Here is a 26,545-nt window from a genome sequence, read left to right on the forward strand (position 1 = left end):
CATGCCCTCCGGCCTCGCCGGAGTAAGAACCCTCGCCGGGAAGCTGCGGAGCGAACGCCGCAGCTTCCCGGCGAGCCACCGCCACCGTCGCAGCTGCCGACAGGGCGGAGCCGCACCGTTCGACATCATCCGGTCAGTTGAGAGCGAACCGCCTCGGCGAACGGCGTCTCCCCTCGCGTCAGTTCGAGGATCCGCCCGGTGATAAAGGGCTGGTGCAGGAGCTCGACCAGCACGTCGGCAACATCCTCACGAGGAATCTCCCCATGGTCCGCGGCAGGGCCGAGAGTCACACGGCCCGATCCCGTCTCGTCGGTCAGCAGCGAGGGTCGAAGAACGAGCCACTCCAGGGACGACCGACTGACCCGGACGTCGACCGCCTTCTTCACGGCGAAGTAATGCTCCTCGTCGTCGCTCAGCGTGCGCTCCCGCCACGCTTCGGGGAAGACCGACACCAGGACGAACCGTCGAAGTCCGATGCGCTCAGCAGCGGCAAGACTCGTCCCGACGGCGGTGCTGTCGATCGCATCCGTGACGGCACGCGGGCCACCGTTGGAGCCGGCTGTGAAGACGATGGCGTCCACGCCGGCGAGGAGGGGGATCAGATCATCCGCAGTCAGCGTGGACAGATCACCGACGTGGGCGCGGATCCCCGCCTCCGACAGACGGCGTTCCTGCTGCCGGCTGCGAACCAGACCGGACACCTGATCACCCCGCGCCCGGAGCCGTTCGGCCACGAGGCCACCGATCGCGCCGCTGATCCCGATGATGAATACGTACACGGATCTCCTCCTCCACGTCGGACGGGTGGTTCAGGCTCCGTTCTACCCGACCCGGAAGCCTGCTACGCCCCTGCTTTGTTGTCGGCGCGTCCGATCGGAGCGGCGCTGTCACTGAACGCTGCGCGGGCCGCGTCCCAGCTCCTCGCGTCCACCTGGAGGGCGGTACGGAGGTAGGCGGTGGTCATCCGTTGGACGACGGCGACCCGTTCCGGGTTCTCGTCGGTCGTCTCGGCGACCTCGTATCCGACGATGCCGCCGATCGCGTGCTCGGCCCCGTAGAAAGTCAGGAGATCGGTGGCGCCCGGGCTGTACGTGTAGGCGTCGGTGAACCAGTCCGGCCCGCGGCTGGACATCTTCGACTGGTCGCGATCACCGGCGACGACGAGGGTCGGCGTCGTCAACTCGTGAAACGAGGGGCGCATGAAGGGGAAATTGGCCTGGGCGAACGGATGCAGGTCGTCACCGCCGATCCCGGTTGCTGCGAGGAGGATTCCCGCGGTGACGCGGCTGTCGGACATGTCCTCGCCGACCTGGCCCGCTTCATCGAGGATCCGCGCTCCGAGGAGCGCCTGCGCCGTCTGGCCACCCCAGGAATGGCCTGCTGCGGCAACGCGACTGCGGTCGACGCGGCCGACAAGTCCGGGGACGGCGGCCTCGATGCTGTCCAGCTGGTCGAGGATGCGGGTGAGATCCGCGATCCGCTCGGTCCAGATCGTCGGGAACACCGGGTGGTCGAACCCGAATCCGTTCCGCCGGGAGTCCAGGTGCGTGGGTTGGATCACGACGAACCCGCGGGAGGCCCAGAACGCCGTGAGCGGCGCGTACCCGTCGAGGTTCCATCCGTTGCCATGGGAGAACACGACGACAGGGAGGTTCGTGCCGCTCGCAGGGGCGGACACCCGCACCTCCAGGGGGACGGCGCGGCCGGGAGCGGACAGCTGGACAGGGGAGACCGAGATCACCGGGGTCCCGGCACCGATCACGGGATCGAGCGCTTCGACGGATGCCGGAGTCATGGCAGGTTCCTTTCTATGGGCAGCGCTCTGCGATACTGATTATCGGAGCGCCGTTCCATAATATTACGGAACAGCGTTCCGCAATGCAAGCCTTCTGTCGAGCCGCGAGGAGAGCACATGCCCGATGCCCGGAGTGAGCAGCCGCGCTCTGCACAGCCCAAACAGGTGGGCCGCCCACGGCGGAGCGAGCAGGTGCTGCTTGACGCGGCTGCCGCGGTGTTCGTGATGTCCGGTGTCGACGCACCGGTCCGGGAGATCGCGGCGAGGGCCGGTGTCGGCGTCGGGACGATCTATCGCCACTTCCCGACACGTCCGGAGCTCGTGGTCGCGGTGTACCGGCACCAGGTCGAGGCGTGCGCGGATGCCGGCCGGCGATTGCTTGAGGAGAGCGCGACACCCGAGGCAGCCCTACGGGCATGGGTGGCCCTGTTCGTGGAGTTCCTGATCACCAAGCACGGGCTCGCCGGCGCGCTGCAGGGCGACAGCGCGGGGGCTGACGCCCTGCACGCGTACTTCGTCGATCGCCTCGTCCCTGTCTGTGGTGCACTCCTCGAAGCCGCCCGGGAGCCGGAGGCCGTAGGGACGGAGATCGATGCGTACAACGTCCTCAAGGGCATTGGAAACCTCTGTGTCGGCGCCGCTGGTGACCCTCGCTACGAGGCCGGCGTTCTTGTGCAGCTGCTCATCTCGGGCGTACTTGCTCGTGGAGGTCCTGCACAGTTGCCGGCGGGTGAGGCGGAGTAGGAAGGGCGTCGGCGCAGGAGCTCTCCGTCCGGGTGAGCAGCAGAAGCACATCCGCGCCGCTGCGGGCATACATCGAATCGGTCGGCTGAAAGCTCCACGGATTCTGGTACGCCTTCGGCACCCACGACGGCTACAACGTGTGGGAGGCTCCCGACAACGTGTCCATGGCGGCGGTCGCGCTGGCGATCAGCGGAGGCGGCGCACTGAGCTCGTTCGAGACGACAGTCCTCCTGACCGTCGAGGAGACGATGGAAGCGATGCGGAAAGCCGAGCAGATCACGTACCGGTCTCCCGGCACCTGACGCCCGAGCGCCCGGTCTGCAGGCCGGGCAGCCGGCATCCGACCGGGTGGACAACCCGCATTGACATCCGCTCCCACCGGGAGCACGCTGTGACCCTCGCTCGCACATGTTCGGCCCGGCCCCGGCAGGGCACCGCCGAACCTTCATCGCAGGAGCGCCCGGTCTCTCCTCCGGACACATGGTTGGAATCCGCTCACCGAGGAGGACGCGATGTCCGCAATCACTGTCAATGCCCTTGAAACCCGATCGTTCGATGATCCCGATGAGAAGCGCCGTCCGCCCAGGACGAAGGTCGACGTGGTCAGCCTCGGCAACACCACGCTGGGAAGGTTCACCTTCGAGCCCGGTTGGCGATGGTCCGAGACCGTCAAGACGGTGGTGCACACCGAGAGCTGCCAGAACAACCACCTGGGTGTCTGCACTGCCGGGACGCTCGAAGTGGAAATGGAGGACGGCACGCACACCACCATCCATGCCGGCGACGCTTATTCGATCCCCGCCGGTCATGATGCCTGGGTCGGGAACGACGAGACGTTCGTGGGGTACGAGGTCATGAGCGCGGCCGTCTATGCCAAGCCTGCCTGATCCCACACAGCGAAAGGCCCCGGTTCCCTCTGCTTCCAGGGGGACCGGGGCCTCGCTACGTGGCGGTGACGGTGGGATTTGAACCCATTATCTTAGTCTGATGGGTGCAAGCCACCGCATCGGGAAGCCCGGCAAATCAGCATTTCTGACCAATCTACTCACAGCAAGACACGTGTGCTCACAGGTACTCCTGCACCAAAATGCACCACAACAACTCGACGCTCCACGTTCAGAGTCGGCCGGCTCAGCCTTCCAATGTTCCTGCACGCGGAGCTTGGGGCAGCCTTTGGGCGTCTTGGTCATCCCACTGCGGGCATGTATGCTGAGATCAACACGATAGGCCCGCTTCTCTAAATGAGACGCGGGCCTGTTCTCTTTCTACCCCGATGTCGGGAACGCCAGGATGATAACCACGTGTCAACTCGCGACAGCACCTACGCCAAACCGTTTCTGACTGTCCCGGAGCAGCTCCGTCGGCTGCGCGAACGGGGAATGGACTGCGGCACCAGCGAGGCCTGCGCCTACGCCGTCCTGGAGCTCCATGGTTACTACCGGCTGTCGGGCTACTGGCATCTCTACCGCGACCGCCCCGCGCCTCCAGCGGCCCAGTTCGACGTCGACGGTCGCGAGATCCGCCTGGACTCGTTCGTGCCCGGGACCAGTCTCGTGCATGTCGACGCCCTATACGAGTTCGACCACGAGCTCCGTGTCCGTTTGGGAGACATGTTCAGTGTGATCGAGACGGCGCTCCGGTTTCGCATCGGCCACCGGGTCGGCAGCGTGGACGCGTTCGCCCATCGGGACCCGGAAGCATTGGGGGCGATGCGCGAGCTGGAGAGTCCCCGGATCGTTCGAGCTTGGAATGCAGTCCTCGGGCGAACCACGCCCACCCGGCACGTGCCGACATCCGCCTATGATGACTGGCTCGAGGAGTATGACCGGCACGAGAAGCGGGCGCGAGGCGACTTTGTCGCGCACTTCCGCGAGAAGTATGGTCCCCATCTGCCGATCTGGGTTGCGACGGAGGTCATGTCTTTCGGCGTCCTAAGCAACTTTTATAACCTACTGTGCCAAGCCGACCAAGAGATCCTTGCCGCGCGGTTTCAGGTCAGCACCGCCGACGGCCACGGGGACCGCGGAGCCCTGGCGAACTGGCTCAACAGCCTAAGGCACGTGCGGAACATCTGTGCGCACTATGGTCGTCTGTGGAATCGCACGTTCGATGTCCTCATTCAAGCGCCGGGGCAGACTCAAAAGGACGCAACAAGCCCTCTGTATCCGCTCGTCGACGAGGGGGTTAAGAACAAGCTCTACGGCGTGCTACTCATCATGCGCCACCTCCTCTTGGGTATCGCGCCGGGCCGGGCCGACATGGTTGACCTCGTTGACCTTGTTGATGCCCGGTCTGCGACGATCGGGTTTGACATGGGCCAGCTCGGGTTCCCGGTCGACTGGAGGACCAACCCAATTTGGGATCGGAGCTTCGTGCTCAACAACTCGCCCATGCTGGCCGCGAATCTGCTTGACCGCACCGACAGCCACACCGCCGTTGAGACACGTGCAGTGCTGACCGGTGCAGAGATGAACGAGGCAGTCCAGGTGCAGACTCCTGAGCAGGCGGAGCGGGAGAAAAGTAGAGCCCGCCACAAACTGCTCAAGACTTATCTCCGATACCGGGTGGTCATCGAGATCGAGCTCGGCGCGAGGAAGCACTACCCCGCCTTCCAGTTTCGCGACGGGAAAATCATTGACGCCCTCGCGGAGATCAACAGGACACTCACCTTAGCCTGCGGCGAGTCCCATCCTGCTTGGATCGCCGCTGCGCTCCTCGACTGGTGGCAGACGCCGCATCCAGCTTTGCCTCGCGCGGCAGACGGCTCCGAGCAATCGCCCCTCGACCTGCTGTACGTGGTATCCGAGCAGGAGTTTGAAGCGTCTGTACGCGAGGCCGATGCTATGAGCAGCTTCGTCGTACCCGAGCCCCTATGACTAGAAGCCTCACCTGAGCGCCAGTTGCAGAACGCCCGTGTTCGATGGTGCGTCCGTAGGTTGGGGATTGCCTGCCCTACCCGTGCTCAACTGCGAAAGGCCCCATTTCAGCTGATCTGCTTCACCGGTAGCGACAGAAATCTGTGTGTCTTGTAGCTGCTCCACGCGCTGCCGACTCAGGGCAACGACGACATTGTCCAAGTCGTCGGGGAACAGTGCCGCGTAAGTATCCAAGGTAACTTTTGCGGATTTATGGCCGAGCATCCTCTGGACAACCTTCACGTTGGCCCCAGCGCTAATCGAGAGCGACGCAGCCGTATGTCGAAGGTCGTGGGGTGTCACTCGTCGGAACGTCTCATCGACTGCTTGGGTCCGCCTCACGGCCCTAGCGAACCATCCCGAAACAGCATTGCCTGGGCGCAGGAAACCACCCTCGTCAGAGTTCCACAGGCGGTCTTCCTGGCCTTTGCCCCTGCGCGTAGCCGTGATCACTTCATCGAGGAAGTCGGGGTATGCCACAGTGCGTTTCTCATGGCTCTTGACGCTACCCAGAACGGCCTTGCCGTTGACCTCGGTGACTGCTTCACGAATGTTCACCCGGCGCGTTTTCGGGTCCACATTTCGCACGCGCAACGCTGTGGCCTCTCCCCATCGCAGGCCGGTGTAGGCAAGGAATAGTACAAGGTCCGGGTGCCGGGATGTGCGTGCCAACTCTTCGACTTGAGCATGCGACAGGAAAACCTCATCGGGAATCGGCTTCTTCTTGATAGAGAGGTCACGCGCCGGGTTTTTCGTGATTCTGTTATCTTCGACGGCGTGGTCCAAGATACCGGCTAGGAGGTCGCGAACGCGGGCAACGGTTGTGTGAGAACGCTTCTCGCCCAGTTCGTTCAACCATGCTTGCACGTCGCGTTTGGTGATGGCCCCGACGGCGTAGTTTCCCCACTTCGGCCTGACGTGAGTGCGCCAGGCGCTTTCGACGGAGTGGTAGCTCGATTCCGTAATCTTGGGTTTGTGCTGTTCGAGCCACTGAATGCCGAGCTCCAAGATAGTCACTTTCGCGTCGCTGCGATTGACGTACGCGCCCTTGAGTTTCGAAACTTCAACTGTTGCGAGGTGGGCCTCGGCATCGCGTTTCAGCTTGAATCCTCGGTCGTGTCCCCTGCTCCCGTCCGGTTTCGTGTACCAGACCTCGTACAGCCTGCCGCGTGTTTTGGTCTGGTACGCCTTGACGGTGCCCATGCGCTTTTTCCCCTCCCAAGGACCGATCATATGGGTGTCACATTGTGTGAGCAGTTGTGAGGCTACCGTGTTATTCTCGTCTCGAATAAACGCAAGAGGTTGGCGTCAGCCGGATTCACCACCCGGTTTCCACCTCGATCAAGGCGGCCGGAGTGGTGACTGATCCGGCCCAGCATCGGGCGTACTACCGCGCGGTGCTGAGAGATGTCCATGTCGTGAGGAACTACCGCCCTCGCGAACGGGAGTAGAGCGGTCGCTCCTTCCATAAGGACTTCTCTAGTGTCGTCACCTTCAATTGTCATCACCACTCCCTTGCTCGACTCCCTTATCCATCCAGATACTCTGGCCGAGCGCTTGGGTACCAAGCGCCGCACGGTGGATGAGTGGCGCATTACCGGCAAGGGCCCCGCCTTCATTCGAGTCGGTCGCGGTGTTCGCTATGCGCCGGAGGCCGTGGACGCCTGGCTTCTGAGCCACCAGCGCACCAGCACCTCGGAAGAACAGTGATCCGATGAGTGTCCAACTCCGTGCGCATGAACCTGCTCCCATCGACCCCGCCTGGCAGGGAAGGTCTGGCTTGGCGCTCGGTGGAGCCGAACCGACTGCCACCGATCCCGCTAATCACTCTGTTCTTGATCGCACTGTGGACTCTGTGGATTTCAGTGGCACCACCACTTCTATTCCCGCGTCCTTCAGTGCTTCCTGGCGGGGGACTGGAGCTTGCGTCCCCCGCCCCATTCCAACTGTGGAAACTGTGGATTCTGCGGATTCCGAGCCGGATTCTGCGCCGCCGGAGGTTGATCCTGGCGGCAATCCGTATGCCGAGGGCGGCAAGTGGCACTACGCCGAACAGATCAAGGGACGCATCTTTACGATCACGACGGACTGCGTCCACCCGGACACCGGCGAGGTGCTGCTGACAGTTGAGACAATCGAGAAGCGCGTGTCGAAGTCATCCGTCGAGAAGTACGCCTGGGTGTTGCACGACAAGGACTTCTTCACGGAGTCCGATCTGGAGGGGAACCCCAGGGCGGTTCTCGGCGACAAGAAGCCGGATGGCTTCCACGTCCTCGTGCAGCTGAAGAACGAGGCTTCGGTCGGGCAGGTCGCGCGCGCGTACAAGGTGCACCCCGGGTGCGTGCGCAAGAAGGAGGGCCAGGGAACATTCCTCGACTGCGTCGAGTACCTCACCCACGAGCACGAGAAGCAGCAGAAACTCGGCAAGCACCTTTATCCCGACGAGGAGATCCACGCAAACTTCGACTGGCGCATGGCTGTCGATGAGCGGGTCGCGGCCCGGAAGCAGGGCTTTCACTCGGGCTCGGCGGCCAAGAAGATGCAGATCCGTCTCGCGGTGATGCACGGCGAGATGACCTTGAAGCAGGTGCGCGAGAACGAGCCGGGTGTGTATGTACAGGACCTGGAAAAGCTCCAGAAGCTCCAGCAGGACTTCCGTCTGCACCAGCCAGCACCGAGGCACAGAACCAACTACTTCATTGGTGGGATGGAGGGCGACAACCGTAAGGGACGGACGGGAAAGACGCAGCTCGCCAAGCTCTTCGCCCGAGCGCTCTTCCGTGACCTTGACGCGGACGAGTGCTACTACGTCGCTACGGACCCCCGTGTGCCGCTCCAGAATTACAAGGGGCAGCCGGTCATCGTCTGGGATGACTACAACGCCTTCAACCTCATGGAGGCCCTCGGCGGCCGCTCCGGCGTGTGGCAGGTGTTCGATGATCACCCCAGCGCCAGCGACGTAAACATCAAGTACGGCGCAACGCGCCTGGTGCACACCGTCAACATCATTACCAAAACCACGCCCTATGCACAGTTCCTCGACGGCCTCGCCGGGGAGTACACCGACGGGAGCGGAAAGCAGCACAAGGCCGAGGATCGGAACCAGTCATGGGGCCGGTTCCCGGTGGTGTTCGAGGTGACGATCGACAGCATAGAGATGCTGCTGAACCGCGGGTTCGTGGACGCCAACGACGATTTCCTCGCCTACCAGAAGGTCGCTCGGATGCGGGCGAGCATGCGACAGGTCTGCGCCGCACTGGATTCCATCAAGGATGACGAGGAGCGGGAGGCGGCGACCTACCAGATCGGCGACGTCTTGCTCCGCCCGATGCTCGATCAGCACGCCAGGCTCCAGCCGATGGCCAGCCGGAAGGGCGCCGATGTGGTCGGCGAATTACTCTCTTCGATTGCGGTACTCGACGGCGATGAGTTGGTCGCCGCTGAGATGGCTGCCGCTCAGGCAGCCGCAGCTATCGCCCAGCAGCAGGAGATCGAGCGCTTGGAGGAGGAGAACCGGAGGTTGGTGGAATGCCAGCGGCGGGTCGCGATCTGCTCCTGTGACTCTCGATATCCGGCAGGGACCGATGCCTATCACCGTAACGACTGCGCGGTGCTCTCCGACGAAGAACGTCGGAAACGTTCCCGCGGCTTCGAGCTCACGTCGGGAGGTGGCGAATGAGCGCCGCCTCGCTGGCCCGGCGCAGCCGGGCCCTGCACCGCGCCGCGGCCCCCGGAGGGCCCCGGGAACTTCCGGAGCGGAGCAAGGAAGTGTATGGGGCAACACTTCCGTTTCTGAAGTGCGGTGCAGAGGCTCCGTTCATGGGTGCAGGGTCCCATGAACGGAGGGGCAGCGCGCTTCAGAAACTGCATCCCCGCGGGAGCGCCGCCGGAGGCGCCACTGGTGCATTTAGGAGGTGGTCGTTATGACTTGGACCGTTACGTACGACGCGTCTCCGGAGGCGAAGGTCAAGGCTGGTGGTTCGCATGCCGTGAATCGAGACAGGCACCTCGGGAGGGCTCCGGATCTTGCGGCTGGGTTCGCCTTCGGGCACCGGAACGCAAACATCGATCCGGCCAGGTCGGCGATGAACAGAACGTTCGTCAACGATGGCGCTGGCGGCTTCCGTGTCCCAGTCGTGACGAAAGACCCGCAGGGCCGCAGCAGGCCGCCGAGTGCTGAGTTCGCCGACTACCGGAGCGCGCGGCTGGCTCAGGTGAAGAAGCCGCTCCGCAAGGACGCCGTCGTGATGCGCGGCGTCATGCTTCAGCTCGACCCGACTTGGTTCGATACGCATTGTCCCGATTGGCGCACCGACGGGCTCAACGAGGTGGCGCGCCGACTCGTCGAGACCCAGCTCATCTGGGCTTGTAAGGAGTTCGGGCAGAAGAACGTAATGGGCGGGTCCCTCGACCTGGACGAGACGTCGCCGCATCTGCAGCTTTCCGTCATTCCGGTAACGGCCGATGGCCGGCTGTCGCAGAAGGATTTCTTCAAGGGGCCGGGGCACTTTCGAAAGCAGCGCAAGGAGCTGTGTGACGCGCTCGAAGCAGCGGGGTATGACCCTCAGCGCACACCCGCCGAGAGGTCGACCGAGCGAACCTCCAGTAGCGAGTACGCCCTTCTAGCGGACAAGCGTAGAGCCGCCCTCGCTATTGCCAAGCGTGACAGCGAAAAGATGTGGGAGGAGCGCCAGCAGGTCCGGGCCCAGAAGGCCGAGGCGGACTTGGTTGCCGCGTCGATCCAGGCCGACCGGCAGGACCTCGATGCACAGGTCGAAACCCTGCCCCGCCTCAAGCGCAAGGCGAAGCAGGACGCGATGGTTGAAGCTCGCGCGGAGGCGCGCCAGGAGGTCTCACAGGAGTACGTCACTGCCCGGGAGGCGGCACAGCGAGCAGAGGCGGCCGAACGGGCTCACAGGGCCGCTGAAGGTGCCCTGCTGGCTCTTCGCGAGCAGATCCAGCATGAACTGGACGGCAACCCACTGCCGCCCGCGCCGCCGAGCTACGACGCCATGCGAAGGGACATCCTCGGAGCTCAGCCGCACGTGCTCGGGGCGTTCCTCAAGAGCGTGAAGTTCAAGGACGGGTCGACGCTGGAGGGAAGGTTCGAGGCCTTCCAGCGTCGCTCTTTCGCCACCCACCAACGGCGCAACAGTGACGCCCTCGGTCGCTACAGCGGCCCCGGTTATGACCAATGGAAGAGTCGGAGTCTGGCGATGCAGAGAAAGATCGACGCAGCAAAGGTTTCCAGCCAGGTTGCCGACATGGACAGCATGGATGGAGGTACTGGATACGAGAGGTGACACCTTCGCTAGCAGCGGTGGATCGCCAGAATCACTCAGGGGTGAGGATACGACGTGGTAGGTGGCCGGGGTGGGTCAGCGATGAGCAGTTGCACCCCGGCCCCAGCGGAGGCGCGATGTTGTCAGCCGGGGACTCACAAGCAGCCCGGAACGAGAACTGCCCAATGCCACTGACCCTGACAGGACGGTGAATCTACACCGTGTGAGGAGTGCGTCGAAATGTGACAAGGGGTGGTAGGTGGAATGGACAGAGGGGTTAGGCAACCAAGTGTGTTGGTTTAGGAGCAGGCTCCGTTTGGCTTCCGAATGACTGCTCTTTCGGTGCTGCTAACCAGACCTGCAGCCGAGGCGACTTTCGCATGTCGAAACCTAAATACTGGCCGCATGGAAGGACATACAAAACCCGCAATCGGTCGGCCCTCGAAGGGCCGGAGGCACTCGTTCACCGTGAAGCTCGACCTAGAACGCGCCGCCAAGCTGACGAAGATCTTGAAAACCCTTAACACCAACGGCATCGATTACCTTGCTCCCGTCGTCGAGGCTCATCTTGACTCTATCGATCTCGATCTCCTTTGCAACCCTTCGCGAAGGCGCACGACAGCTGTAGCAGGGAACAGCACGGCCCCAATCACCCGCACGCTATGACCTGGAAGCTCGGTGAGGAGGAGAAGTTCCAGCGAGCTCAAGTACTCGCCGCGAAGGTCAATCTACTGCTGGATGCCATCGTGGACCGGTCGGGGCGACCGTACGACTATCCGGTGATTGGGGCCGGCACGAGAAAGATCGGCCACTACGTCTCCCGCACCAGATGGTCCCGGCTTAGGAACGGTCAGGACCAGGTCGTCCCGGATGAGTGCCTACGCGCCATCGCTACGGTCTTCGGTGTGAACCCTGAGTACTTGCTCGATGAGAACGCCCCGCTTCCCCCGGAAGTGGAAGCGGAGCTTCCACGAGTGCGGATCAAGAGACTCTCCGAAGTACGTGATTTCGCAGTGAAGGCACTGGCCGTGGTGGACCCTGAACGGCTCAAAGCAATAACGGAGATCCTTGACGAGGCGATCCACTCGTCAAGACCGGCTCCGGATACGAAGACAGACAGGCGATGAACAATCGGACAGTCGACCCTGCCAGCTTGAGTACCGCCGCCCCGCAAGGGCTGACGTCGGCAGATTCTGAATCGTGGACGCTATGGGCGGCAGTCAGCGTCTGCACAGTGCTTCTGGTGATTGTTGTCCTCGTAGCTACTGGTTTGGTCTCTCGCCGGCGTCGAAGGGCGCCGCGGACGGCTCCTATGAAGAAACCCAGTTCCCTACCGAAGCGGAGGAGGGACGTGGCCGCCAATTCCGAATGGTGGGCGCGCACCCAGTGGGCGCTGGAGGCCACGGTCTCGGGCAACGAGGTGATGAACGGCTACGGGCTCAAAATGCTCTCCGCCCTGGCGAGGAGTGAGGGGGCAGAATTGAAGGAGAAGGCGATGCTGGATGCAGCATGGCAAGGATCGTCTACCCGGATGCAAGATGACGCCATCGACCAACTCCTTGAGGACGCCAGGGAACTGAAGATTTTCTTAGCGCCACAGAAGGTACCGCCACGCAGCGCAGGCGTAGGGAACAACCCCGAAGCCGCCCGCAACTCGGCCAGGACTCCTCGCAAAAGGTATGGCCCGGATGGGAGGGATCAGATGCTTACTACCTTGCGACGCGAAATACTCATGGCAGGGCTAAAGCTAACCCTCGATAAACAGCTGGGGCGCGTGACCTCGCCGAAGGTGAAGCTGCTTTCCGAGCTGGACCTGCCTCCGCTTGTCAGGCAGGTCCGTGACGCCGAGGACGTCCGTGGTGATGGCAGGGGCCCAGCTTCCAAGGAGTAGGCATGCGTGCTGGTCACGGGTCCGACGAGCCGCGGGCCTCCATGCACAGGTAGGGCAGGTAGGGAGGGAAGCGGCGATGACTGACAACAGGGCTCAGTCCCAGGCGCGCAAAGACCAATTTGTTCCGGACGCTGTGTCGCGAGATCCTCGCGGCCCGTCTCAAGGTAACGCTCGATAGGCAGCTGGACCGAGAGACCTCTTCGACGGTGCAGGCGCTGGCCGGAATGAAGCTTCCGCCGACCCCCAGACGAAGGTGCGACGTCCTCGATTCCAATTAGGTAACCAGGACTGATGTGCAACACAGTAAAGCGTTGCCATGCCGTCAGTGCATCGCCAACCGCACCCACCCTCGGGTTCCCTGACACATGGTGCATCCGCCTCTGCACGGGGCTTGAAGAGCGTCAAGGCTCACGAGAGGGCAGACCTGGCCCTATCTATTCTCGGCGAGCTCAAGGGTTCTGCTGGGTGCCGAGCGAAGCAAGATGCAACTGTCCTGCCAGGGCCGCTCGAGGCGACATGACCAGCCTCTAAAGCAGAATGTCACTATCCTGTGATTTTCTGAAGTCATATGATAGATTCTTGTCATCGATGAAACAGCAGGAGGCATGGATGGATGCAGGACGACGTTGGGCGCTGGAAGCGTTTGGCACTTACGGTCCCCATATCCGCGAGCAGATCGCGGAGATGGTGAAGGAGGAGCACGAAGCTTCCTTGGATGCACAGGAGGCGTCCGGGCATCGTTCGAATGGGGTGTACGGCCAGTTCTGGCGCGGAATCCTGGAAAAGTTTGAACTGTTCGGCGATCTGCCCGGTGCCTCGCTGGTACGACCGGGGGAGGCACCGTACAAACTCCCGGTCATCAACGGCGTCGCATTGTTCCCGTGGCGCTATGCGAAGAGCCGGGAGGCGGAGCTGGCAACAACACCCTTCGGTACCTCCGATGCCCGCACGGCGATCACCACCTTGCGCCCACAGCCGGTGCAGGAAGGACTCGACCTTAATCTGCCCGACGCCGGCCTGACCGACGAGGAACGCGACCTGCTCACCACAGTCCAGGACGTGACAAAGGATTCGGTAGTCACTTCGGGTCGCCTGGCGCTTGTGGCTATCTCCAGCTCGCCTCGTGGCCTGTTCGCAGTGGAATGGGGTGAAGTGGAAGTGAACTCCGCCGGATTCGTCGAGTGGACTGGATCCCACGAAAGCCTGCTGTCGTTGGCTCCGGCCAAGCCGGTCTCGATGTCCCCGACGGGCACCTTCACTGCCGGGGACCTGCCGAGCAAGTTCCCCCAGACGAAGACCGACGAGAAGGCAGCCAGCTCGACCGATGAATGACCACGAACCAGATCTGACACTGTTCCAGGACATTGATCTGCCCTCGTTGAGCGCGATTGCGGGTGCATTCGAGCCGGCACGTCTGACTCAGGCGCGCCTCCTTGCGTGGTTGACCAAAGGGGAGTTGGCCGAGCAGGTCGGTGTCTCGTCTGCGGCAGTAGGGCAGTTCGAGGCCGGCGCGATAAAGCCGCGCCCCGAGCTCCTTTCTACGTTGGCGAGAAAGCTCCATGTCCCGATCGAGTTCTTTGCCGCTGGTCGGCCGCTGGGACGTTTGGACGCTGCCAACGCTCACTTCCGTAGTCTCCGGTCGACCCGGGCGAAGGACCGCGCCAAGGCAGCTGCTCACGCTGAACAGGTGTGGGAGCTGACCTACGCATTAGAGAAGCAGGTCCGATTCCCCAACGTCGATTTGCCCGAGGTGCCCCAGGGCGCGACGCCGGTAGAAGCCGCTCGTATCCTCCGTGAGGCCTGGGGACTACCACGCGGTCCAGTGCCGCATCTGGCTGCCACGATGGAAGCCCGCGGCATTGTGGTGTGCCTGATTCCGATGACCAATGAAGCGATTACCAGAGTCAAGGCTTATTCCACCGACGCGCTGGGGCGACCACTGGTTATCGTCACCCCCGAGCGGTTCAAGTCGGTGTATGAGTACCGGTTCACGTGCGCCCATGAGGTAGGACACCTCCTGCTTCATCCCAACCCGTTGCCAGGCGACCGACAACAAGAACGAGAAGCCGATCAGTTTGCTGCGGAATTTCTAACCCCACGAGTAGAGATCGAACCATTACTCCCCAAGACCGTGCGCATGTCAGCGCTCGATCAGCTCAGTAAGAACTGGGGGGTGTCGGTCGAATCCCTCATATACCGCATGGGCGAGCTGCGCCTAATTTCAGACGTATCCATTCGCCGCGCACACCAGCGGCTGGCCAACCTCGCGGAGTTTAGACGCGAGGAACCACTAGCCACCTACCCAGGCGAAGTCCCCACGCTGCTGAGTGAGGCGCTGGCACTGGCTGCTCAGCACGGCTTCGATCGGACCGACCTGGCACGAGAACTTTGCTGGACCGTTGGCCATGTCGCAGAGGTCCTTGGAGAGACCGATGTTCGACCAAAATTGCGGGTCGTACGATGAGAATGACCTGAGCTGGCGGATTTACAGTTCATGCTGGCGTTCAATCAAATCGTCTCTAAGTTCAGCTTGCTCCTCGGATAGCGGCGCAGTATCCGAGGAGTACGAGCAGAACAGGATTGCCGGTCCTTCAATGAGCAGAACGAAACGGGAACTTGCCTGGTGGACGTGCCAAGGGTGTGGTTTCAGCATGCAAAGCCATCTTCGTAACCGGCTCTACTGTTCCGATGACTGTTGGCTTTTATACCACTTCGCCAGGTCTTCCTACGGATGCACGATCTGCCGTGAGAGGGATCCTAACCACATCTGGTTCTGGCCGACCTCCGAGCTGCGAGCAGAAGCTGAGCGTCGTCAACTAGCCTTCGCGCAAGCCCATGAGCACTGTCGCCGGGCGAAGATCGACATCATCGGGCGGTTGACCTCGTGCTGGTGCGCCGCATGCACCCGTGCCCGTGGTGACGAATCGCGGCCGAGATCAATCGGCTCGCGCGGAAGCAGTCGTAAGACCACGCCCGAATACCGGAAGAATCGATATGAAGTGCTCGAGCGGGCCGGGTGGATGTGTGAAATCTGCAGCCTTCCCATCGACCGCAATGCGGACCCGTTTGATGATCGAGGGCCTACAGCAGATCACATCATCCCCGTCAGCGACGGCGGCACGGACGACGTTGACAATCTCCGAGCTGCCCATCGATGGTGCAACCTCAGACGAGAGTCCGCCTTCGGCTCCGACCAGGAAGTGTTTGAGGACGCGCGGACCCGATTTCTAGGCGTTGAAAGCGATAGGCAGCCTTGATGGTTCAAGACCTTCGGGCGCCTACTACTTGAGCGGCAGTCGAACGATGTGGAGCACAAGCTTGCCCTGCCCCATGACCAAGTGCGCGTAGATCCACAACATAGTGTCATTTATGTTGTGGGTATCGAAGCCCGTGACGGATCGAAGCACAACTCCTTCGTCCGTTTGCCACCCTAAGCGGCTGGTTGTAACGGCTTAGCCCCCCTACAACAGCTGACATGCGAGAGCCCCACCGGTCTATGCCCGTGGGGCTCTCGCTATTGGTGCTTCTCTCCTCTGGAATTTAGAAGACAGGCTCCAGGGCCCAGTCTGCGACGGTACGGCCGTCGAGGAAGCGCCACTCGTCGCGGCACTTCGGGCAGTCGATCACGACGTCATGCTCGCGGAATCCCGGGATGTTTTCGTGCTCTTCGACAATCCGTCCGTCGCCGCAAGGGCATAGGAAATTAAGCCGTGAGACGCTTCCACTGCCAGCTCCGTAGCCATCGGAGTCCTCCGAGTGGCGGCTGATCCTGAGCGTGCGGACTCCGGGGGACGGCGAGAGCGTGTCGAGCCACTCTCCGATCGCGGACCGCGCAGAGTTGTAGGCCTCGGGGGAGTGTTGGATCTCGCTGAGCAGAACCAGCAGCTCGTCTGCGGTATGCGCGATCCGGTGCATGCTCATCTGGATGCCCTCGGCGTAGTCCCTGGCGAAGTCCCCGACGACATTGTTCTGATCGGTCTGGGCGAGCAGCCAATTATGGAACGGAGCCGGTTCGGTGTCGCCAGTCTCCGGCCCCGTCCAGCGCTCCGGTGCAGGCTCGCCGGCAAGAACCTGTGCGATCGCCGTCCTCAGGTGTTCGTAGCCCGGCGGTCGGAAGTGGTGGGCCTGTGGTCGGGTCTGCCCGGAACGTACCGATTTGAACACATAGCTGTGCTCGTTCTCCGGGATGCCGATCAGCAAGTTCGGCTCGCCATCCTTTTCGTATTCGGCGATGGGCAGGCCTAGCGCAGCCGCAGCCCAGATGAGTCGGCCGTTGGTTACGTATTTAGCCGGCGTTCCTTTCAGGAAGGCTTCGCCGGTGTGCTTGAGCGTGTAGCTGCCAATCTCAGGGGATTCGGTGCCCGGCAGGCGAGTGAACATGCGCAGCATGTCCGTGATGAGTGCCAGCTGGACGAAGTCGTCCTCCTGGTTGAAGTTCCACTCGCTATCAGCGCCGAAACCCAATTCGCCGAGCACGAACTCGTCACCCTCCTGGGCGAGGATGTCGTGCTTGGTGAGCGTGTCGATCAGTTCTCGTGCGCTGATGCGATCGCCGAGGAAGCCCTGGGCGAGGGGGTCTTGGATCTGGTTCAGTGCGGTTGTGTAGTTGCATCCCGTGAAGTCGGCCCAGGCATGAGCATCCTGCTGCAGGGCGCGGTTTTGGGTGTGGTTGTCGGGGGTCATCTCTATCTCTGTTCTGGGGGTCCTATCCCACGCGTACCGCCCTTGTGACACGAGAGATATCTCTACCTGACAGGGGGTGAATCACTGGATCGGCAACCGTTGTCCTCAGCGTCATCGTCGCGTGGGGACTCTGACTCGGAGAGGGGCACACCAGCTTGCCCACGAGAAGCATAGCCAAAAGACACTGGCGCGTCCATGGGTTGAACTGAAAACGGTCGCGACCTCGAATCTCGGACAACGAATTAGGGCGAAGGGCGTCGTATCTGGACCATCGGCCAGCGCTGTGGCACGTACGGGAGCGCCCCGACGCGGAAGTGGTTCGACGAAGAATGCACCAAAGATGCACCACGAAGGTCCTGCAAATGCAGAAAACCCCCGGTTTCCCGGGGGTTTTCCATGGCGGTGACGGTGGGATTTGAACCCACGTTGGCTTTTACACCAAACAACATTTCGAGTGTTGCACCTTCGGCCGCTCGGACACGTCACCAACGCCACTACGTTACCGGTTCCGGCGCCCCAGACCCAAAACGGGCCGGTACGCACCTAGGGGAGCTCGATGACCTCGTTCTTGCCGGAGTCCGGCTTGGACCCCGTCACGAGGCCCTTGACCATCTTCACGGCCGAGACCACGCGGGGGGCATCCATGGACCAGTACTCGGCCGTATCCGCGTCGACGTGGATGAGGGCGACGGCGGGATCGTCGCGCCCGTTCTCGAACCACGCGGAGACCGAGGGGCCCCACAGCTCGTCGATCTTCGCCTGGTCCTTCGTGAGCGTCGCTGTCCCGGCGATCGAGACGTAGCCCTTGCCCGTGCTCGCCGAGACGTTGACCTGGGGATTCGCGCGGATCTCGTCGGCCTTGGGGGAGGGGTCCTCGGTGAAGAACCAGAGGTCGCCGTCGAAGTCCTTCGCCTGCAGGGCGAGCGGCCGGCTCACGAGCTGCCCGTCGAGGCTCACCGTGGTGAGGATCGCGATGTCGGCCTTGCCGAGGATGTCCTGTACTTCCTTCAAACCGTCCTGCTGATCTGCCACGTCTACTCCTTGTCGAAGGGTGCTGTGTCCTCTTCAGCCTACGCAGTATCAGGGGGCGCCGGAACCGGATCGCTGGGCGGCGAAGAACTCGCGCAGCAGTGCGGCGCACTCGTCCTCCCGGACCCCGGCCACCACCTCGGTCCAGTGGTTGAGGCGCCGCTCACGCAGGACGTCGAACACCGAGCCCGAGGCGCCGGCCTTCTCGTCCCATGCGCCGAACACCACGCGGGGGATGCGCGCCAGCACCGATGCCCCCGCGCACATGGCGCACGGCTCCAGCGTCACCACGAGCGTGCAGCCCTCGAGCCGCCACGCGCCGATCCGGGCCGCGGCGGCACGGATGGCCTGCACCTCGGCGTGCGCCGTCGGGTCCCCGAGTTCCTCGCGCTGGTTCCAGCCCAGCCCCAGCACGTCGCCGTCCGGTCCGACGACGACGGCGCCGATCGGCACGTCCGCACTCGTACGCGTCAGTTCGGCGGACTTCAGGGCCAGGCCCATCCACGCGTGGTGCTCGGGGTCCACGGCGGGCAGGGCGGGGGTCATGGGCACAATGGTACTTTTGAGGCATGCGCGTACTGGTAGTCGACCACCCCCTGGTAGCCCACAAACTCACGGTTCTCCGGGACAAGGACACGTCGTCGCCGGTGTTCCGGCTCCTCACCGAGGAGCTCGTCACCCTGCTGGCCTACGAGGCCACACGCGATGTCCGCGTCGAGACCGTGTCCATCGAGACACCCGTCACGAAGACGGAGGGAACGGGACTGGTGAAGCCCACGCCCCTCGTGGTCCCCATCCTCCGCGCCGGCCTCGGGATGCTCGAGGGCATGACGCGCCTCGTACCGACGGCGGAGGTCGGTTTCCTCGGCATGGCCCGCAACGAGGAGACGCTCGAGGCCATCACCTACGCCGAGCGGCTGCCGGACGACCTCACGGGCCGCCAGGTCTTCGTGCTCGATCCCATGCTCGCCACGGGCGGCACCCTCCGCGAAGCCATCAAGTTCCTCTTCGCCCGCGGCGCGGCCGACATCACCTGCATCTGCCTGCTCGCCGCGCCCGAAGGGCTCGCGACGCTGCAGGAGGAGCTCGAGGGCCGCAACGTCACCATCGTGCTGGCCTCCATCGACGAGAAGCTCAACGAGAAGTCCTACATCGTGCCGGGTCTCGGAGACGCGGGGGACCGCCTCTACGGCGTCGTCGGCTAGCGCGACGGGCGTCGTCCACGCCGGCACGAGGACACCACAACACCGTCCGCAATCGCGCGAGGGGTTGCGCCGCAGCCTCCAAGCGACTGCAATGGTGCGATGGCTACGGACAGCGGCACCACCGAAGCGAGCACCGAGGGCGGACTGAAGCGGGCCATCGGCGCGCCGCTGCTCTTCGCCTTCATCGTCGGCGACACCCTCGGGGCGGGTATCTACACCCTCGTGGGCACCATGGCGAACGATGTCGGGGGCGTGATCTGGCTGCCGCTGCTCATCGCGCTGGTCGTGGCCCTCCTCACCGCCGGGACGTACGCGGAGCTCATCACCAAGTACCCGCACGCCGGAGGTGCCGCGCGGTACGCGGACCGGGCCTTCGGCATCCCGTACCTGTCGTTCCTCGTCGGGTTCCTCATGATGGCGTCCGGCATCACCACGGCCGCGGCCCTGGCGAACGCCTTCGCCGGCGACTATCTCGCCGCCCTGATCGACGTCCCGGCCGCTCCGGCCGCCGTGGTCTTCATCATCCTGCTGACGCTGATCAACCTCCGCGGTGTGCGGGAATCACTCACCGCGAACCTCGTCGCCTCGATCATCGAGGTCACCGGCCTCGTGCTCGTGATCGTGCTCGCCGCCATCGTCCTCGGCAGCGGCAACGGGGAACCGGCCCGGCTGCTCGAGTTCGCACCCGACGTGGCACCGCTGCAGGGCGCGTTCGCGGCGTCCGTGATCGCCTTCTTCTCGTTCCTCGGCTTCGAGGCCGCCGCCAACATGGCCGAGGAGGTGCGGGACCCCTCCAAGGCCTACCCCCGCGCGCTCTTCGGGGCCATCGGCACGGCGGCCGTCGTCTATCTCCTCATCGCCCTCGGCGCGGTCATCGTCCTCCCGCCGGCGGAGCTCGCCCAGTCCACCGGGCCGCTCCTCGACGTCGTCAATGCCAGCGGCGTGGCCGTCCCGTCCTGGCTGTTCAGCCTGATCGCCCTGATCGCCATCGCCAACGGCGCCCTGCTCTTCATGGTCATGGCCAGCCGCGTGGGCTACGGCCTCGCGGAGGCCGACCTCCTCCCGCGGGCCTTCGCGCGTGTGCTGCCCAACCGCCGCACGCCATGGGTCTCGATCGTCGTCGTCGCCGCGCTGACCATCGTGCTGACCCTGTTCGGGGACCTGGCCACGCTCGCCGAGACCACCGTGCTCCTGCTCCTGCTGGTGTTCATCTCGGCCAATGTCAGCGTCCTCGTCCTCAAGAAGGACAAGGTGGAGCACGCCCACTTCTCGGCCCCCCGGATCGTGCCGATCCTGGCCATCGTCGCCAGCATCGCGCTGCTGACCCAGCAGACCGGCGTCGTCTGGCTCGGCGCCATCGCCTACATGGTGGTCGGGTCGCTGCTGTTCCTGGCAGCCCGTGCCGGGCGCAAGCGCGAGGAGCGCGTCGCGCAGTAGCGGAAGACCTGCACGAGGGGCGTCGCCTCATCGATCGCCGTACCGCCGTCTCGCATGCCGGACAAAGTTCCTTTGTTACTTGTGCGTAGCCGATTGTTACATGCAATAATTCCTTGCGTGATCACCCACTCACTCGCATCTGCAGCCGCGACCTGCTGCCCGGACGTCGTGTCCGGGAACGGGCCGCGCTGTCATCGAATGCACGCGTAACGGTTACACCCAACCTCTTCCTACGCACTTCGAGCCCAACGGCGGGCAATCCTCTTCAAACCGGCCGGGCTCATCCCGCATTCGAGCCGTGATGACGGCACACTTCACGAGGTGGTTTTCATGTCAGTAAATCCGGGCTACGTCCATATCTCCCTCCGCTCCCCGCACGGCGCCCAGGGGCGTCAGGCCATCGGCCCGTCCTTTCCGGCGCCGGGCCAGCAGGGGCCGCGCCCGCACTCGCGCCTCCAGGCGGTCCCCGGTGACGCGCAGCACCTGAGCGCTCCCGTCCCCGTCGTCGCGCCCAACGGTGTCCCCGGCCCGCAGGCGGTCACCGGCGACACGACGGCGCGCGGCTTCGTGCTGTACGTCGCGCTCGACGAGGCGACCGCCGCTGCGGCCGGGACCACGTTCTCGAAGCTCGCGCAGGACGTCCGGGCCTACGTCCGCTCGCTCGTCCCGACGGCGGAGAGCCACGCTGCCGTGGCGCTCGCCCCGGCAGACGCCCCCGGATCCGACATCGACGTCGTCCGTGCCGCCCTCGGCGATCCCACGGTCGCCCGCCGTCCCCGGCCCGACACCGCGCCCGCGGCACCGCAGGCACAGCCGGCACGTCCCACGGGCGTGCTGATCGACCTGTCGCGGCGCGAGGTGCACCTCGACGGCGACACGCTCAATCTGACCTTCAAGGAGTTCGAGCTCCTGAACTACCTCGTCGAGAACGCGACCCGCACCGTGGGCCGCGAGGAACTGCTCAGCGGGCTCTGGCGGAATGCCGACGAGGTGCCGAACGAGCGCACCATCGACGTCCACATCCGGCGCCTGCGCTCCAAGCTCGGCCGCCTGGCCAACACCGTGCGTACCGTCCGCGGGCAGGGCTACCGCTTCTACGACCACCCCGAGGTGATCGTCTGGGCCGCTCCGGAGTACTCAATCTAGCGCCGCCGGCCGCCGCCCGGAAGCCATAGACTGCGGAAATGGACCACCACCGGAAGAAGCTCCTGCTGCTGCGCCATGCGAAGGCCGAGTTCCAGGAGGGCGTGCCGGACCATGAGCGGTCCCTCAGCTCCCGGGGGCATGCGGACGCGCCGCTGGTGGGCCGCTGGATGGTGGAGCACGACGCCGTCCCCGACTTCATCCTCGTCTCCTCGGCCCTCCGGACCCGGCAGACCTGCACCTGGGTCTGCAAGGAACTCGGGGACAAGGCGCCCACGCCCAAGCTCGAGGACGATCTCTATGCGGCGCGTCCCTCGGAGATGCTCGCACTGATCAACCACGTGCCGCCGACCGTCACGAGCCTCCTCGTGATCGCGCACAACCCGGGGGTGCAGGAGCTCGCGATGCGCCTCGCGTCCGTGCGCTCGGACGAGGACGCCGTCATGGACCTCGCGACCGACTACCCGACGGCCGGGCTCACCGTCCTCTCGTACGACGGCGAGTGGGCCGAACTCGACGGGCGCGACGCCGAGGTCACCGACTTCGTGGTGCGCCGCGCGTCGACCGTGCGCTGACCGGCGCCGGTCGCGTCCCGGGTCGACCCGGAAGTCCCCTACAGCCCGTACTGCTCGAGCAGCCGCAGCCAGACCTCGCTGACCGTGGGGTAGGCGGGGACGGCATGCCACAGCCGGTCGAGGGGCACCTCGCCGACGACGGCGATGGTCGCGGCGTGCAGCAGCTCGGACACCTCCGGGCCGGCGAACGTCACCCCGACGAGCACCTTGCGGTCCTCGTCCACCACCATCTGCGCCCAGCCCGTGTAGCCGTCGGAGTGGAGCGACGAGCCGGCCACCGCGATGGGCAGCGAGGTCTCGGACGCGTTGACGCCGTCCTTCCGCGCCTGGTCCAGGGTGCGCCCCACCATCGCGATCTCCGGGTCGGTGAACACCACCTGCGGTACCGCCCCGCGATCCGCGGTCGCGGTGTACGGGCTCCAGTCCACCGCCGTGTCACCGAGCGTGCCGGACGCCCGGGCGGCGATGGCGTCCCCGGTCATACGAGCCTCGTACTTGCCCTGATGGGTGAGCTGCACCCTGCCGCCGGCGTCGCCGACGGCGTAGAGCCAGCCCCCGGCATCGGGTACGCGCCCGGTGTCGTCGGCGCGGATCTTCGTCACGTCGAGGCCGAGCTCCTCGAGACCGAGCCCGTCGGTGTGCGGGTGGCGGCCGGTGGAGACGAGCAGCCGCTCGGCGGTGACGGTCCCGCCGTCGCCGACCTCGAGCACGAAGAGGCCGTCCTCCTTGCGCACCGACGTCGTCGTGGTGTCCGTCAGGACGGTGATGCCCTCGCCACGGAGTGCATCGAGCACGAGGTCGGACGCCTCCTTCGGGTAGTTGCCGAGGATGCCGCTGCGCGCGACGACCGTGACCTCCGCCCCGAGCCTCGAGTACGCCTGGGCCAGCTCCACGCCGGCCACCCCGCCGCCGAGGACGGCGAGGCTCGCCGGGACCTCCCGGGCCGAGGTGGCCTCGCGGGTGGTCCAGTAGTCGAGGTCGGCGAGGCCCTCGACGGGCGGCACCGTCGGCGTCGATCCGGTGGCCAGGACGACGGCGTGGCCGGCGAGGTAGCGGGCCTCCGATCCGTCGTCGTGGCTGATGGTCACCTCGCGCTCGCCGGTGATCCTGGCCCAGCCGCGCTCCAGGGTGATGCCGGCGGAGGCGACCCACTCCTCCTGCGAGGAGTCGTCCCAGTCGGAGGTGAAGGAGGTGCGGCGGTCCAGGACCTGCTGCGCGTCGAGGGATCCGGTGACCGCCTCGCGGGCGCCGGCGACGCCCCGGGCGGCATTCAGGACGGTGCCCGGGCGGAGCAGCGCCTTGGACGGCATGCACGCCCAGTAGGAGCATTCACCGCCCACGAGATCGGCCTCGACGAGGACCGCGGAGAGGCCCTTCTGCACCACCCGCCCTGCCACGTTCTCGCCGACTGCACCGGCTCCGATCACGATGACGTCGATGCTTCGGGATTCACTCATATGCAGAGCCTCCCATCAGCCCTGCGGGGGAGCAACCCGACGAGAAAGGCCCCGGCCGGAGCCGGGGCCTTTCTCGTCTGTCGAACCGTGGTGCGCGCGAAGGGATTCGAACCCCCAACCTTCTGATCCGTAGTCAGATGCTCTATCCGTTGAGCTACGCACGCATCCGTAGGCGTCCAGATCGGCGAGCGATCGGGTCCTACAAGCTGGCCGTTTGGCCGTAGACAACTTTAGCGTGGAATCCGCGGGACGCCTAATCAGCGGGGACCCCCACCGAATTCCATACCGGTCTAGGTGACCTTCGTCACACGGTCGTGTTACGTAAGCGCAGGACATCGCACTCATGACGCGGATCACGCACTGCCGGCGTCGGATGTTTCGTCGTCGGGACCTGTCCCCGAAATACGCCGCCCCTAGCATCGATACACCGAGCACCCACACCGAAGGGAAGACTAATGGGCCATACTGCGCGTCAGCTTGATGAGGTCGGCACACCCCCCACACATACTGACGGCAGTCCGCTGCCGGATGCCTCCGGCGCTGCGCCGACCACTCATCCGGCCCTTCTCGCCTGGGTGCGGGAGGTGCAGGAGCTCACGCAGCCGGCCGAGGTCGTCTGGGTGGACGGGTCGGAGGAGGAGAACACGCGCCTCACCGACGCGCTCGTGGACAGCGGGACCTTCGTCCGGCTGAATCCCGAGACGTTCCCCAACTCCTTCGCGGCGTTCTCGGACCCCAAGGACGTGGCCCGGGTGGAGGAGCAGACGTTCATCTGCTCGAAGGACGAACGCGAAGCCGGCTTCACGAACAACTGGATGGACCCGGACCAGATGAAGGCCAAGCTCACCGGCCTGTTCACCGGCTCCATGCGGGGGCGCACCATGTACGTCATCCCCTTCGTGATGGGCCACCTCGACGCGGAGGACCCGAAGTTCGGCGTCGAGATCACGGACAGCGCCTACGTGGTGACGTCCATGCGGATCATGGCGACCATCGGCACCGCGGTCCTGGACCGGATGACCGAACTCGGCGCCCCGTTCGTCCCCGCGCTCCACTCCCTCGGAGCCCCTCTCGAGGAGGGTGAGGCCGACGTTCCCTGGCCGTGCAACGACGACAAGTGGATCGTGCACTTCCCGGAGGAGCGCTCCATCTGGTCCTACGGCTCCGGCTACGGCGGCAACGCCCTGCTCGGCAAGAAGTGCTACGCGCTGCGGATCGCCTCCGTGATGGCCCGCGACGAGGGCTGGCTGGCCGAGCACATGCTGATCCTCAAGCTCACCTCGCCCCAGGACAAGACCTACTACCTCTCCGCGGCGTTCCCCTCGGCCTGCGGCAAGACCAACCTTGCGCTGCTCGACCCCACGATCGAGGGCTGGAAGGTCGAGACCCTGGGCGACGACATCACCTGGATGCGCTTCGGCAAGGAGGGCGAACTGCGGGCCGTGAACCCCGAGGCGGGCCTGTTCGGGGTCGCCCCGGGCACCGGCTGGGGGACCAACCCCAACGCGATGCGCGCGATCGCGAAGGGCAACTCGGTCTTCACCAACGTGGCCCTCACCGACGACGGCGGCGTGTGGTGGGAGGGTATGACCGACGAGGTGCCCGCGCACCTGACCGACTGGCAGGGCCGGGACTGGACGCCCGACATGGACCACACGGCCGCACACCCGAACGCCCGGTTCTGCACGCCGATCGACCAGATCGACATGCTCGCCGAGGAGTTCCACCGGCCCGACGGCGTCGAACTCTCCGCCATCCTCTTCGGAGGCCGTCGCAAGACGACCGTCCCGCTCGTCACGCAGTCCCGCAACTGGGCCAACGGCATCTTCATGGGCTCCACCCTGTCCTCGGAGACCACGGCGGCCGCCGCCGGTCAGGTGGGGCGCGTGCGCCGCGACCCGATGGCCATGCTGCCGTTCATCGGGTACGACGCCGGCGACTACCTGCGCCACTGGCTCACCCTCAGCGCCGGGGCGGACCAGGCCCGGCTGCCCAAGATCTTCCTCGTCAACTGGTTCCGCCGCACGGCCTCGGGCGGTTTCGCCTGGCCGGGCTTCGGCGACAACTCGCGCGTGCTCAAGTGGGTCATCGAGCGGCTCGAGGGTACGGCCGACGCCGTCGAGACGCCCATCGGGTTCGTCCCCACGGGGGACGCACTGGACCTGACCGGGCTCGACATGACGCCCGCCGAGGTCGAGGCCGCGGTGCACGTCGACGCCCTCGAGTGGGCCGAGGAGCTCGAGGGGATCGAGCAGTGGTACGCGCGCTTCGGGGACTCGCTGCCCGAGGAACTCAAGGGCCAGCTCGAAGAACTGAAGCAGCGCTTCAGCGTCGCCTGACGCGTCGGACCCCGGTCCCCGCACAGGAGAGGCCCCTTCCCGGCGGGAAG

At 64.7% G+C, this 26,545-nt stretch carries 23 protein-coding genes, 2 tRNA genes and 1 pseudogene; 17 read left to right on the forward strand and 9 right to left on the reverse strand.

Features of this window, described 5'->3' with window-relative positions:
- Positions 1–125: 125 nt before the first annotated feature.
- On the reverse strand, positions 126–779 hold the full coding sequence (locus V6S67_RS01890; protein WP_334208631.1) for an NAD(P)H-binding protein: 654 nt from the start codon (positions 777–779) through the stop codon (positions 126–128).
- A gap of 62 nt (positions 780–841) precedes the next feature.
- Positions 842–1,795 (reverse strand): alpha/beta hydrolase family protein, encoded by a 954-nt coding sequence (locus tag V6S67_RS01895; RefSeq protein ID WP_334208632.1) that lies wholly within the window; start codon positions 1,793–1,795, stop codon positions 842–844.
- Between the two features lie 192 nt (positions 1,796–1,987).
- On the opposite strand from V6S67_RS01895, the gene V6S67_RS01900 reads away from it, so the two are divergent.
- The 4 genes and pseudogenes from V6S67_RS01900 to V6S67_RS01915 all read left to right on the forward strand — a co-directional run bounded on the left by V6S67_RS01900 (position 1,988) and on the right by V6S67_RS01915 (position 5,415).
- Positions 1,988–2,539, forward strand: coding sequence for a TetR/AcrR family transcriptional regulator (locus tag V6S67_RS01900; protein WP_334208633.1), 552 nt, complete (start codon positions 1,988–1,990; stop codon positions 2,537–2,539).
- A gap of 101 nt (positions 2,540–2,640) precedes the next feature.
- Positions 2,641–2,841, forward strand: a pseudogene (locus tag V6S67_RS01905) (GYD domain-containing protein); the annotation flags it as partial.
- Between the two features lie 210 nt (positions 2,842–3,051).
- Positions 3,052–3,426, forward strand: a complete 375-nt coding sequence (locus V6S67_RS01910; protein ID WP_334208634.1) for a cupin domain-containing protein — start codon at positions 3,052–3,054, stop codon at positions 3,424–3,426.
- A gap of 414 nt (positions 3,427–3,840) precedes the next feature.
- Complete coding sequence (locus V6S67_RS01915; RefSeq protein ID WP_334208635.1) at positions 3,841–5,415, forward strand: Abi family protein; 1,575 nt, start codon at positions 3,841–3,843, stop codon at positions 5,413–5,415.
- A 9-nt stretch (positions 5,416–5,424) separates the two neighbouring features.
- Here the strand turns inward: V6S67_RS01915 and V6S67_RS01920 are convergent, their stop codons facing one another.
- Positions 5,425–6,657, reverse strand: a complete 1,233-nt coding sequence (locus tag V6S67_RS01920) for a tyrosine-type recombinase/integrase (RefSeq protein WP_334208636.1) — start codon at positions 6,655–6,657, stop codon at positions 5,425–5,427.
- Positions 6,658–6,936: 279 nt separating this feature from the next.
- Here V6S67_RS01920 and V6S67_RS01925 point away from each other — a divergent pair, with 279 nt between their 5' ends.
- From V6S67_RS01925 to V6S67_RS19925, 8 genes are all read left to right on the forward strand, one after another.
- Complete coding sequence (locus V6S67_RS01925) at positions 6,937–7,164, forward strand: helix-turn-helix transcriptional regulator (protein WP_334208637.1); 228 nt, start codon at positions 6,937–6,939, stop codon at positions 7,162–7,164.
- A 247-nt stretch (positions 7,165–7,411) separates the two neighbouring features.
- Positions 7,412–9,133 carry a hypothetical protein gene (locus tag V6S67_RS01930; RefSeq protein WP_334208638.1) on the forward strand — a complete coding sequence of 574 codons (1,722 nt, stop codon included), beginning with the start codon at positions 7,412–7,414 and terminating at the stop codon, positions 9,131–9,133.
- Positions 9,134–9,539: 406 nt separating this feature from the next.
- Positions 9,540–10,757 (forward strand): plasmid recombination protein, encoded by a 1,218-nt coding sequence (locus V6S67_RS01935; RefSeq protein WP_334208639.1) that lies wholly within the window; start codon positions 9,540–9,542, stop codon positions 10,755–10,757.
- Between the two features lie 641 nt (positions 10,758–11,398).
- Positions 11,399–11,863 carry a hypothetical protein gene (locus tag V6S67_RS01940; protein ID WP_334208640.1) on the forward strand — a complete coding sequence of 155 codons (465 nt, stop codon included), beginning with the start codon at positions 11,399–11,401 and terminating at the stop codon, positions 11,861–11,863.
- Between the two features lie 224 nt (positions 11,864–12,087).
- Complete coding sequence (locus V6S67_RS01945) at positions 12,088–12,627, forward strand: hypothetical protein (RefSeq protein WP_334208641.1); 540 nt, start codon at positions 12,088–12,090, stop codon at positions 12,625–12,627.
- 588 nt (positions 12,628–13,215) lie between these two features.
- Complete coding sequence (locus V6S67_RS01950; RefSeq protein ID WP_334208642.1) at positions 13,216–13,959, forward strand: hypothetical protein; 744 nt, start codon at positions 13,216–13,218, stop codon at positions 13,957–13,959.
- Positions 13,952–15,091, forward strand: a complete 1,140-nt coding sequence (locus tag V6S67_RS01955) for an XRE family transcriptional regulator (protein ID WP_334208643.1) — start codon at positions 13,952–13,954, stop codon at positions 15,089–15,091. The genes V6S67_RS01950 and V6S67_RS01955 overlap by 8 nt, the downstream gene beginning before the upstream one ends.
- A 556-nt stretch (positions 15,092–15,647) precedes the next feature.
- Positions 15,648–15,884, forward strand: a complete 237-nt coding sequence (locus tag V6S67_RS19925; protein ID WP_442884843.1) for an HNH endonuclease — start codon at positions 15,648–15,650, stop codon at positions 15,882–15,884.
- A gap of 283 nt (positions 15,885–16,167) precedes the next feature.
- On the opposite strand, the gene V6S67_RS01960 is transcribed toward V6S67_RS19925, so the two are convergent.
- The 4 genes from V6S67_RS01960 to tadA form a co-directional block, all read right to left on the reverse strand.
- Positions 16,168–17,310: a hypothetical protein gene (locus tag V6S67_RS01960; protein ID WP_334208644.1), complete on the reverse strand. Its 1,143-nt coding sequence runs from the start codon at positions 17,308–17,310 to the stop codon at positions 16,168–16,170.
- 397 nt (positions 17,311–17,707) lie between these two features.
- Positions 17,708–17,797, reverse strand: a tRNA-Ser gene (locus V6S67_RS01965).
- A 56-nt stretch (positions 17,798–17,853) separates the two neighbouring features.
- Positions 17,854–18,342, reverse strand: a complete 489-nt coding sequence (locus V6S67_RS01970) for a pyridoxamine 5'-phosphate oxidase family protein (RefSeq protein ID WP_334208645.1) — start codon at positions 18,340–18,342, stop codon at positions 17,854–17,856.
- Between the two features lie 48 nt (positions 18,343–18,390).
- Entirely contained in the window at positions 18,391–18,885 is a 495-nt protein-coding gene (tadA, locus tag V6S67_RS01975; protein ID WP_334208646.1) for a tRNA adenosine(34) deaminase TadA, read from the reverse strand.
- Positions 18,886–18,908: 23 nt separating this feature from the next.
- On the opposite strand from tadA, the gene upp reads away from it, so the two are divergent.
- The 4 genes from upp (at position 18,909) to V6S67_RS01995 (ending at position 22,699) form a co-directional block, all read left to right on the forward strand.
- Complete coding sequence (gene upp / locus V6S67_RS01980) at positions 18,909–19,544, forward strand: uracil phosphoribosyltransferase (RefSeq protein WP_334208647.1); 636 nt, start codon at positions 18,909–18,911, stop codon at positions 19,542–19,544.
- A 99-nt stretch (positions 19,545–19,643) separates the two neighbouring features.
- Entirely contained in the window at positions 19,644–20,981 is a 1,338-nt protein-coding gene (locus tag V6S67_RS01985) for an APC family permease (protein ID WP_334208648.1), read from the forward strand.
- A 330-nt stretch (positions 20,982–21,311) separates the two neighbouring features.
- Positions 21,312–22,127 (forward strand): winged helix-turn-helix domain-containing protein, encoded by an 816-nt coding sequence (locus V6S67_RS01990; protein ID WP_334208649.1) that lies wholly within the window; start codon positions 21,312–21,314, stop codon positions 22,125–22,127.
- 38 nt (positions 22,128–22,165) lie between these two features.
- Entirely contained in the window at positions 22,166–22,699 is a 534-nt protein-coding gene (locus V6S67_RS01995) for a SixA phosphatase family protein (RefSeq protein ID WP_334208650.1), read from the forward strand.
- Positions 22,700–22,737: 38 nt separating this feature from the next.
- Here V6S67_RS01995 and V6S67_RS02000 read toward each other — a convergent pair whose 3' ends face one another.
- Both V6S67_RS02000 and V6S67_RS02005 read right to left on the reverse strand, forming a co-directional pair.
- A complete protein-coding gene (locus tag V6S67_RS02000) occupies positions 22,738–24,156 on the reverse strand; it encodes a dihydrolipoyl dehydrogenase family protein (protein WP_334208651.1) in 1,419 nt (472 codons plus the stop codon).
- 88 nt (positions 24,157–24,244) lie between these two features.
- Positions 24,245–24,320 (reverse strand) — tRNA-Arg (locus tag V6S67_RS02005).
- Between the two features lie 291 nt (positions 24,321–24,611).
- On the opposite strand from V6S67_RS02005, the gene V6S67_RS02010 reads away from it, so the two are divergent.
- Complete coding sequence (locus tag V6S67_RS02010; protein WP_442884680.1) at positions 24,612–26,495, forward strand: phosphoenolpyruvate carboxykinase (GTP); 1,884 nt, start codon at positions 24,612–24,614, stop codon at positions 26,493–26,495.
- The last annotated feature ends 50 nt before the right edge of the window (positions 26,496–26,545 follow it).

It is taken from the genome of Arthrobacter sp. Soc17.1.1.1, assembly GCF_036867195.1.
In the GTDB taxonomy this organism is placed as follows: domain Bacteria; phylum Actinomycetota; class Actinomycetes; order Actinomycetales; family Micrococcaceae; genus Arthrobacter_D.

What these genes read in the sequence shown, in the direction of transcription:
- V6S67_RS01895 (WP_334208632.1), bottom strand. Translation starts at nt 1,795, where the DNA reads ATGACTCCGGCATCCGTCGAAGCGCTCGATCCCGTGATCGGTGCCGGG.
- V6S67_RS01910 (WP_334208634.1), top strand. Translation starts at nt 3,052, where the DNA reads ATGTCCGCAATCACTGTCAATGCCCTTGAAACCCGATCGTTCGATGAT.
- V6S67_RS01920 (WP_334208636.1), bottom strand. Translation starts at nt 6,657, where the DNA reads ATGGGCACCGTCAAGGCGTACCAGACCAAAACACGCGGCAGGCTGTAC.
- V6S67_RS01935 (WP_334208639.1), top strand. Translation starts at nt 9,540, where the DNA reads ATGAACAGAACGTTCGTCAACGATGGCGCTGGCGGCTTCCGTGTCCCA.
- V6S67_RS01940 (WP_334208640.1), top strand. Translation starts at nt 11,399, where the DNA reads ATGACCTGGAAGCTCGGTGAGGAGGAGAAGTTCCAGCGAGCTCAAGTA.
- V6S67_RS01950 (WP_334208642.1), top strand. Translation starts at nt 13,216, where the DNA reads ATGAAACAGCAGGAGGCATGGATGGATGCAGGACGACGTTGGGCGCTG.
- V6S67_RS01955 (WP_334208643.1), top strand. Translation starts at nt 13,952, where the DNA reads ATGAATGACCACGAACCAGATCTGACACTGTTCCAGGACATTGATCTG.
- V6S67_RS19925 (WP_442884843.1), top strand. Translation starts at nt 15,648, where the DNA reads ATGTGTGAAATCTGCAGCCTTCCCATCGACCGCAATGCGGACCCGTTT.
- V6S67_RS01960 (WP_334208644.1), bottom strand. Translation starts at nt 17,310, where the DNA reads ATGACCCCCGACAACCACACCCAAAACCGCGCCCTGCAGCAGGATGCT.
- tadA (WP_334208646.1), bottom strand. Translation starts at nt 18,885, where the DNA reads ATGACCCCCGCCCTGCCCGCCGTGGACCCCGAGCACCACGCGTGGATG.
- upp (WP_334208647.1), top strand. Translation starts at nt 18,909, where the DNA reads ATGCGCGTACTGGTAGTCGACCACCCCCTGGTAGCCCACAAACTCACG.
- V6S67_RS01985 (WP_334208648.1), top strand. Translation starts at nt 19,644, where the DNA reads ATGGCTACGGACAGCGGCACCACCGAAGCGAGCACCGAGGGCGGACTG.
- V6S67_RS01990 (WP_334208649.1), top strand. Translation starts at nt 21,312, where the DNA reads ATGTCAGTAAATCCGGGCTACGTCCATATCTCCCTCCGCTCCCCGCAC.
- V6S67_RS01995 (WP_334208650.1), top strand. Translation starts at nt 22,166, where the DNA reads ATGGACCACCACCGGAAGAAGCTCCTGCTGCTGCGCCATGCGAAGGCC.
- V6S67_RS02000 (WP_334208651.1), bottom strand. Translation starts at nt 24,156, where the DNA reads ATGAGTGAATCCCGAAGCATCGACGTCATCGTGATCGGAGCCGGTGCA.
- V6S67_RS02010 (WP_442884680.1), top strand. Translation starts at nt 24,612, where the DNA reads ATGGGCCATACTGCGCGTCAGCTTGATGAGGTCGGCACACCCCCCACA.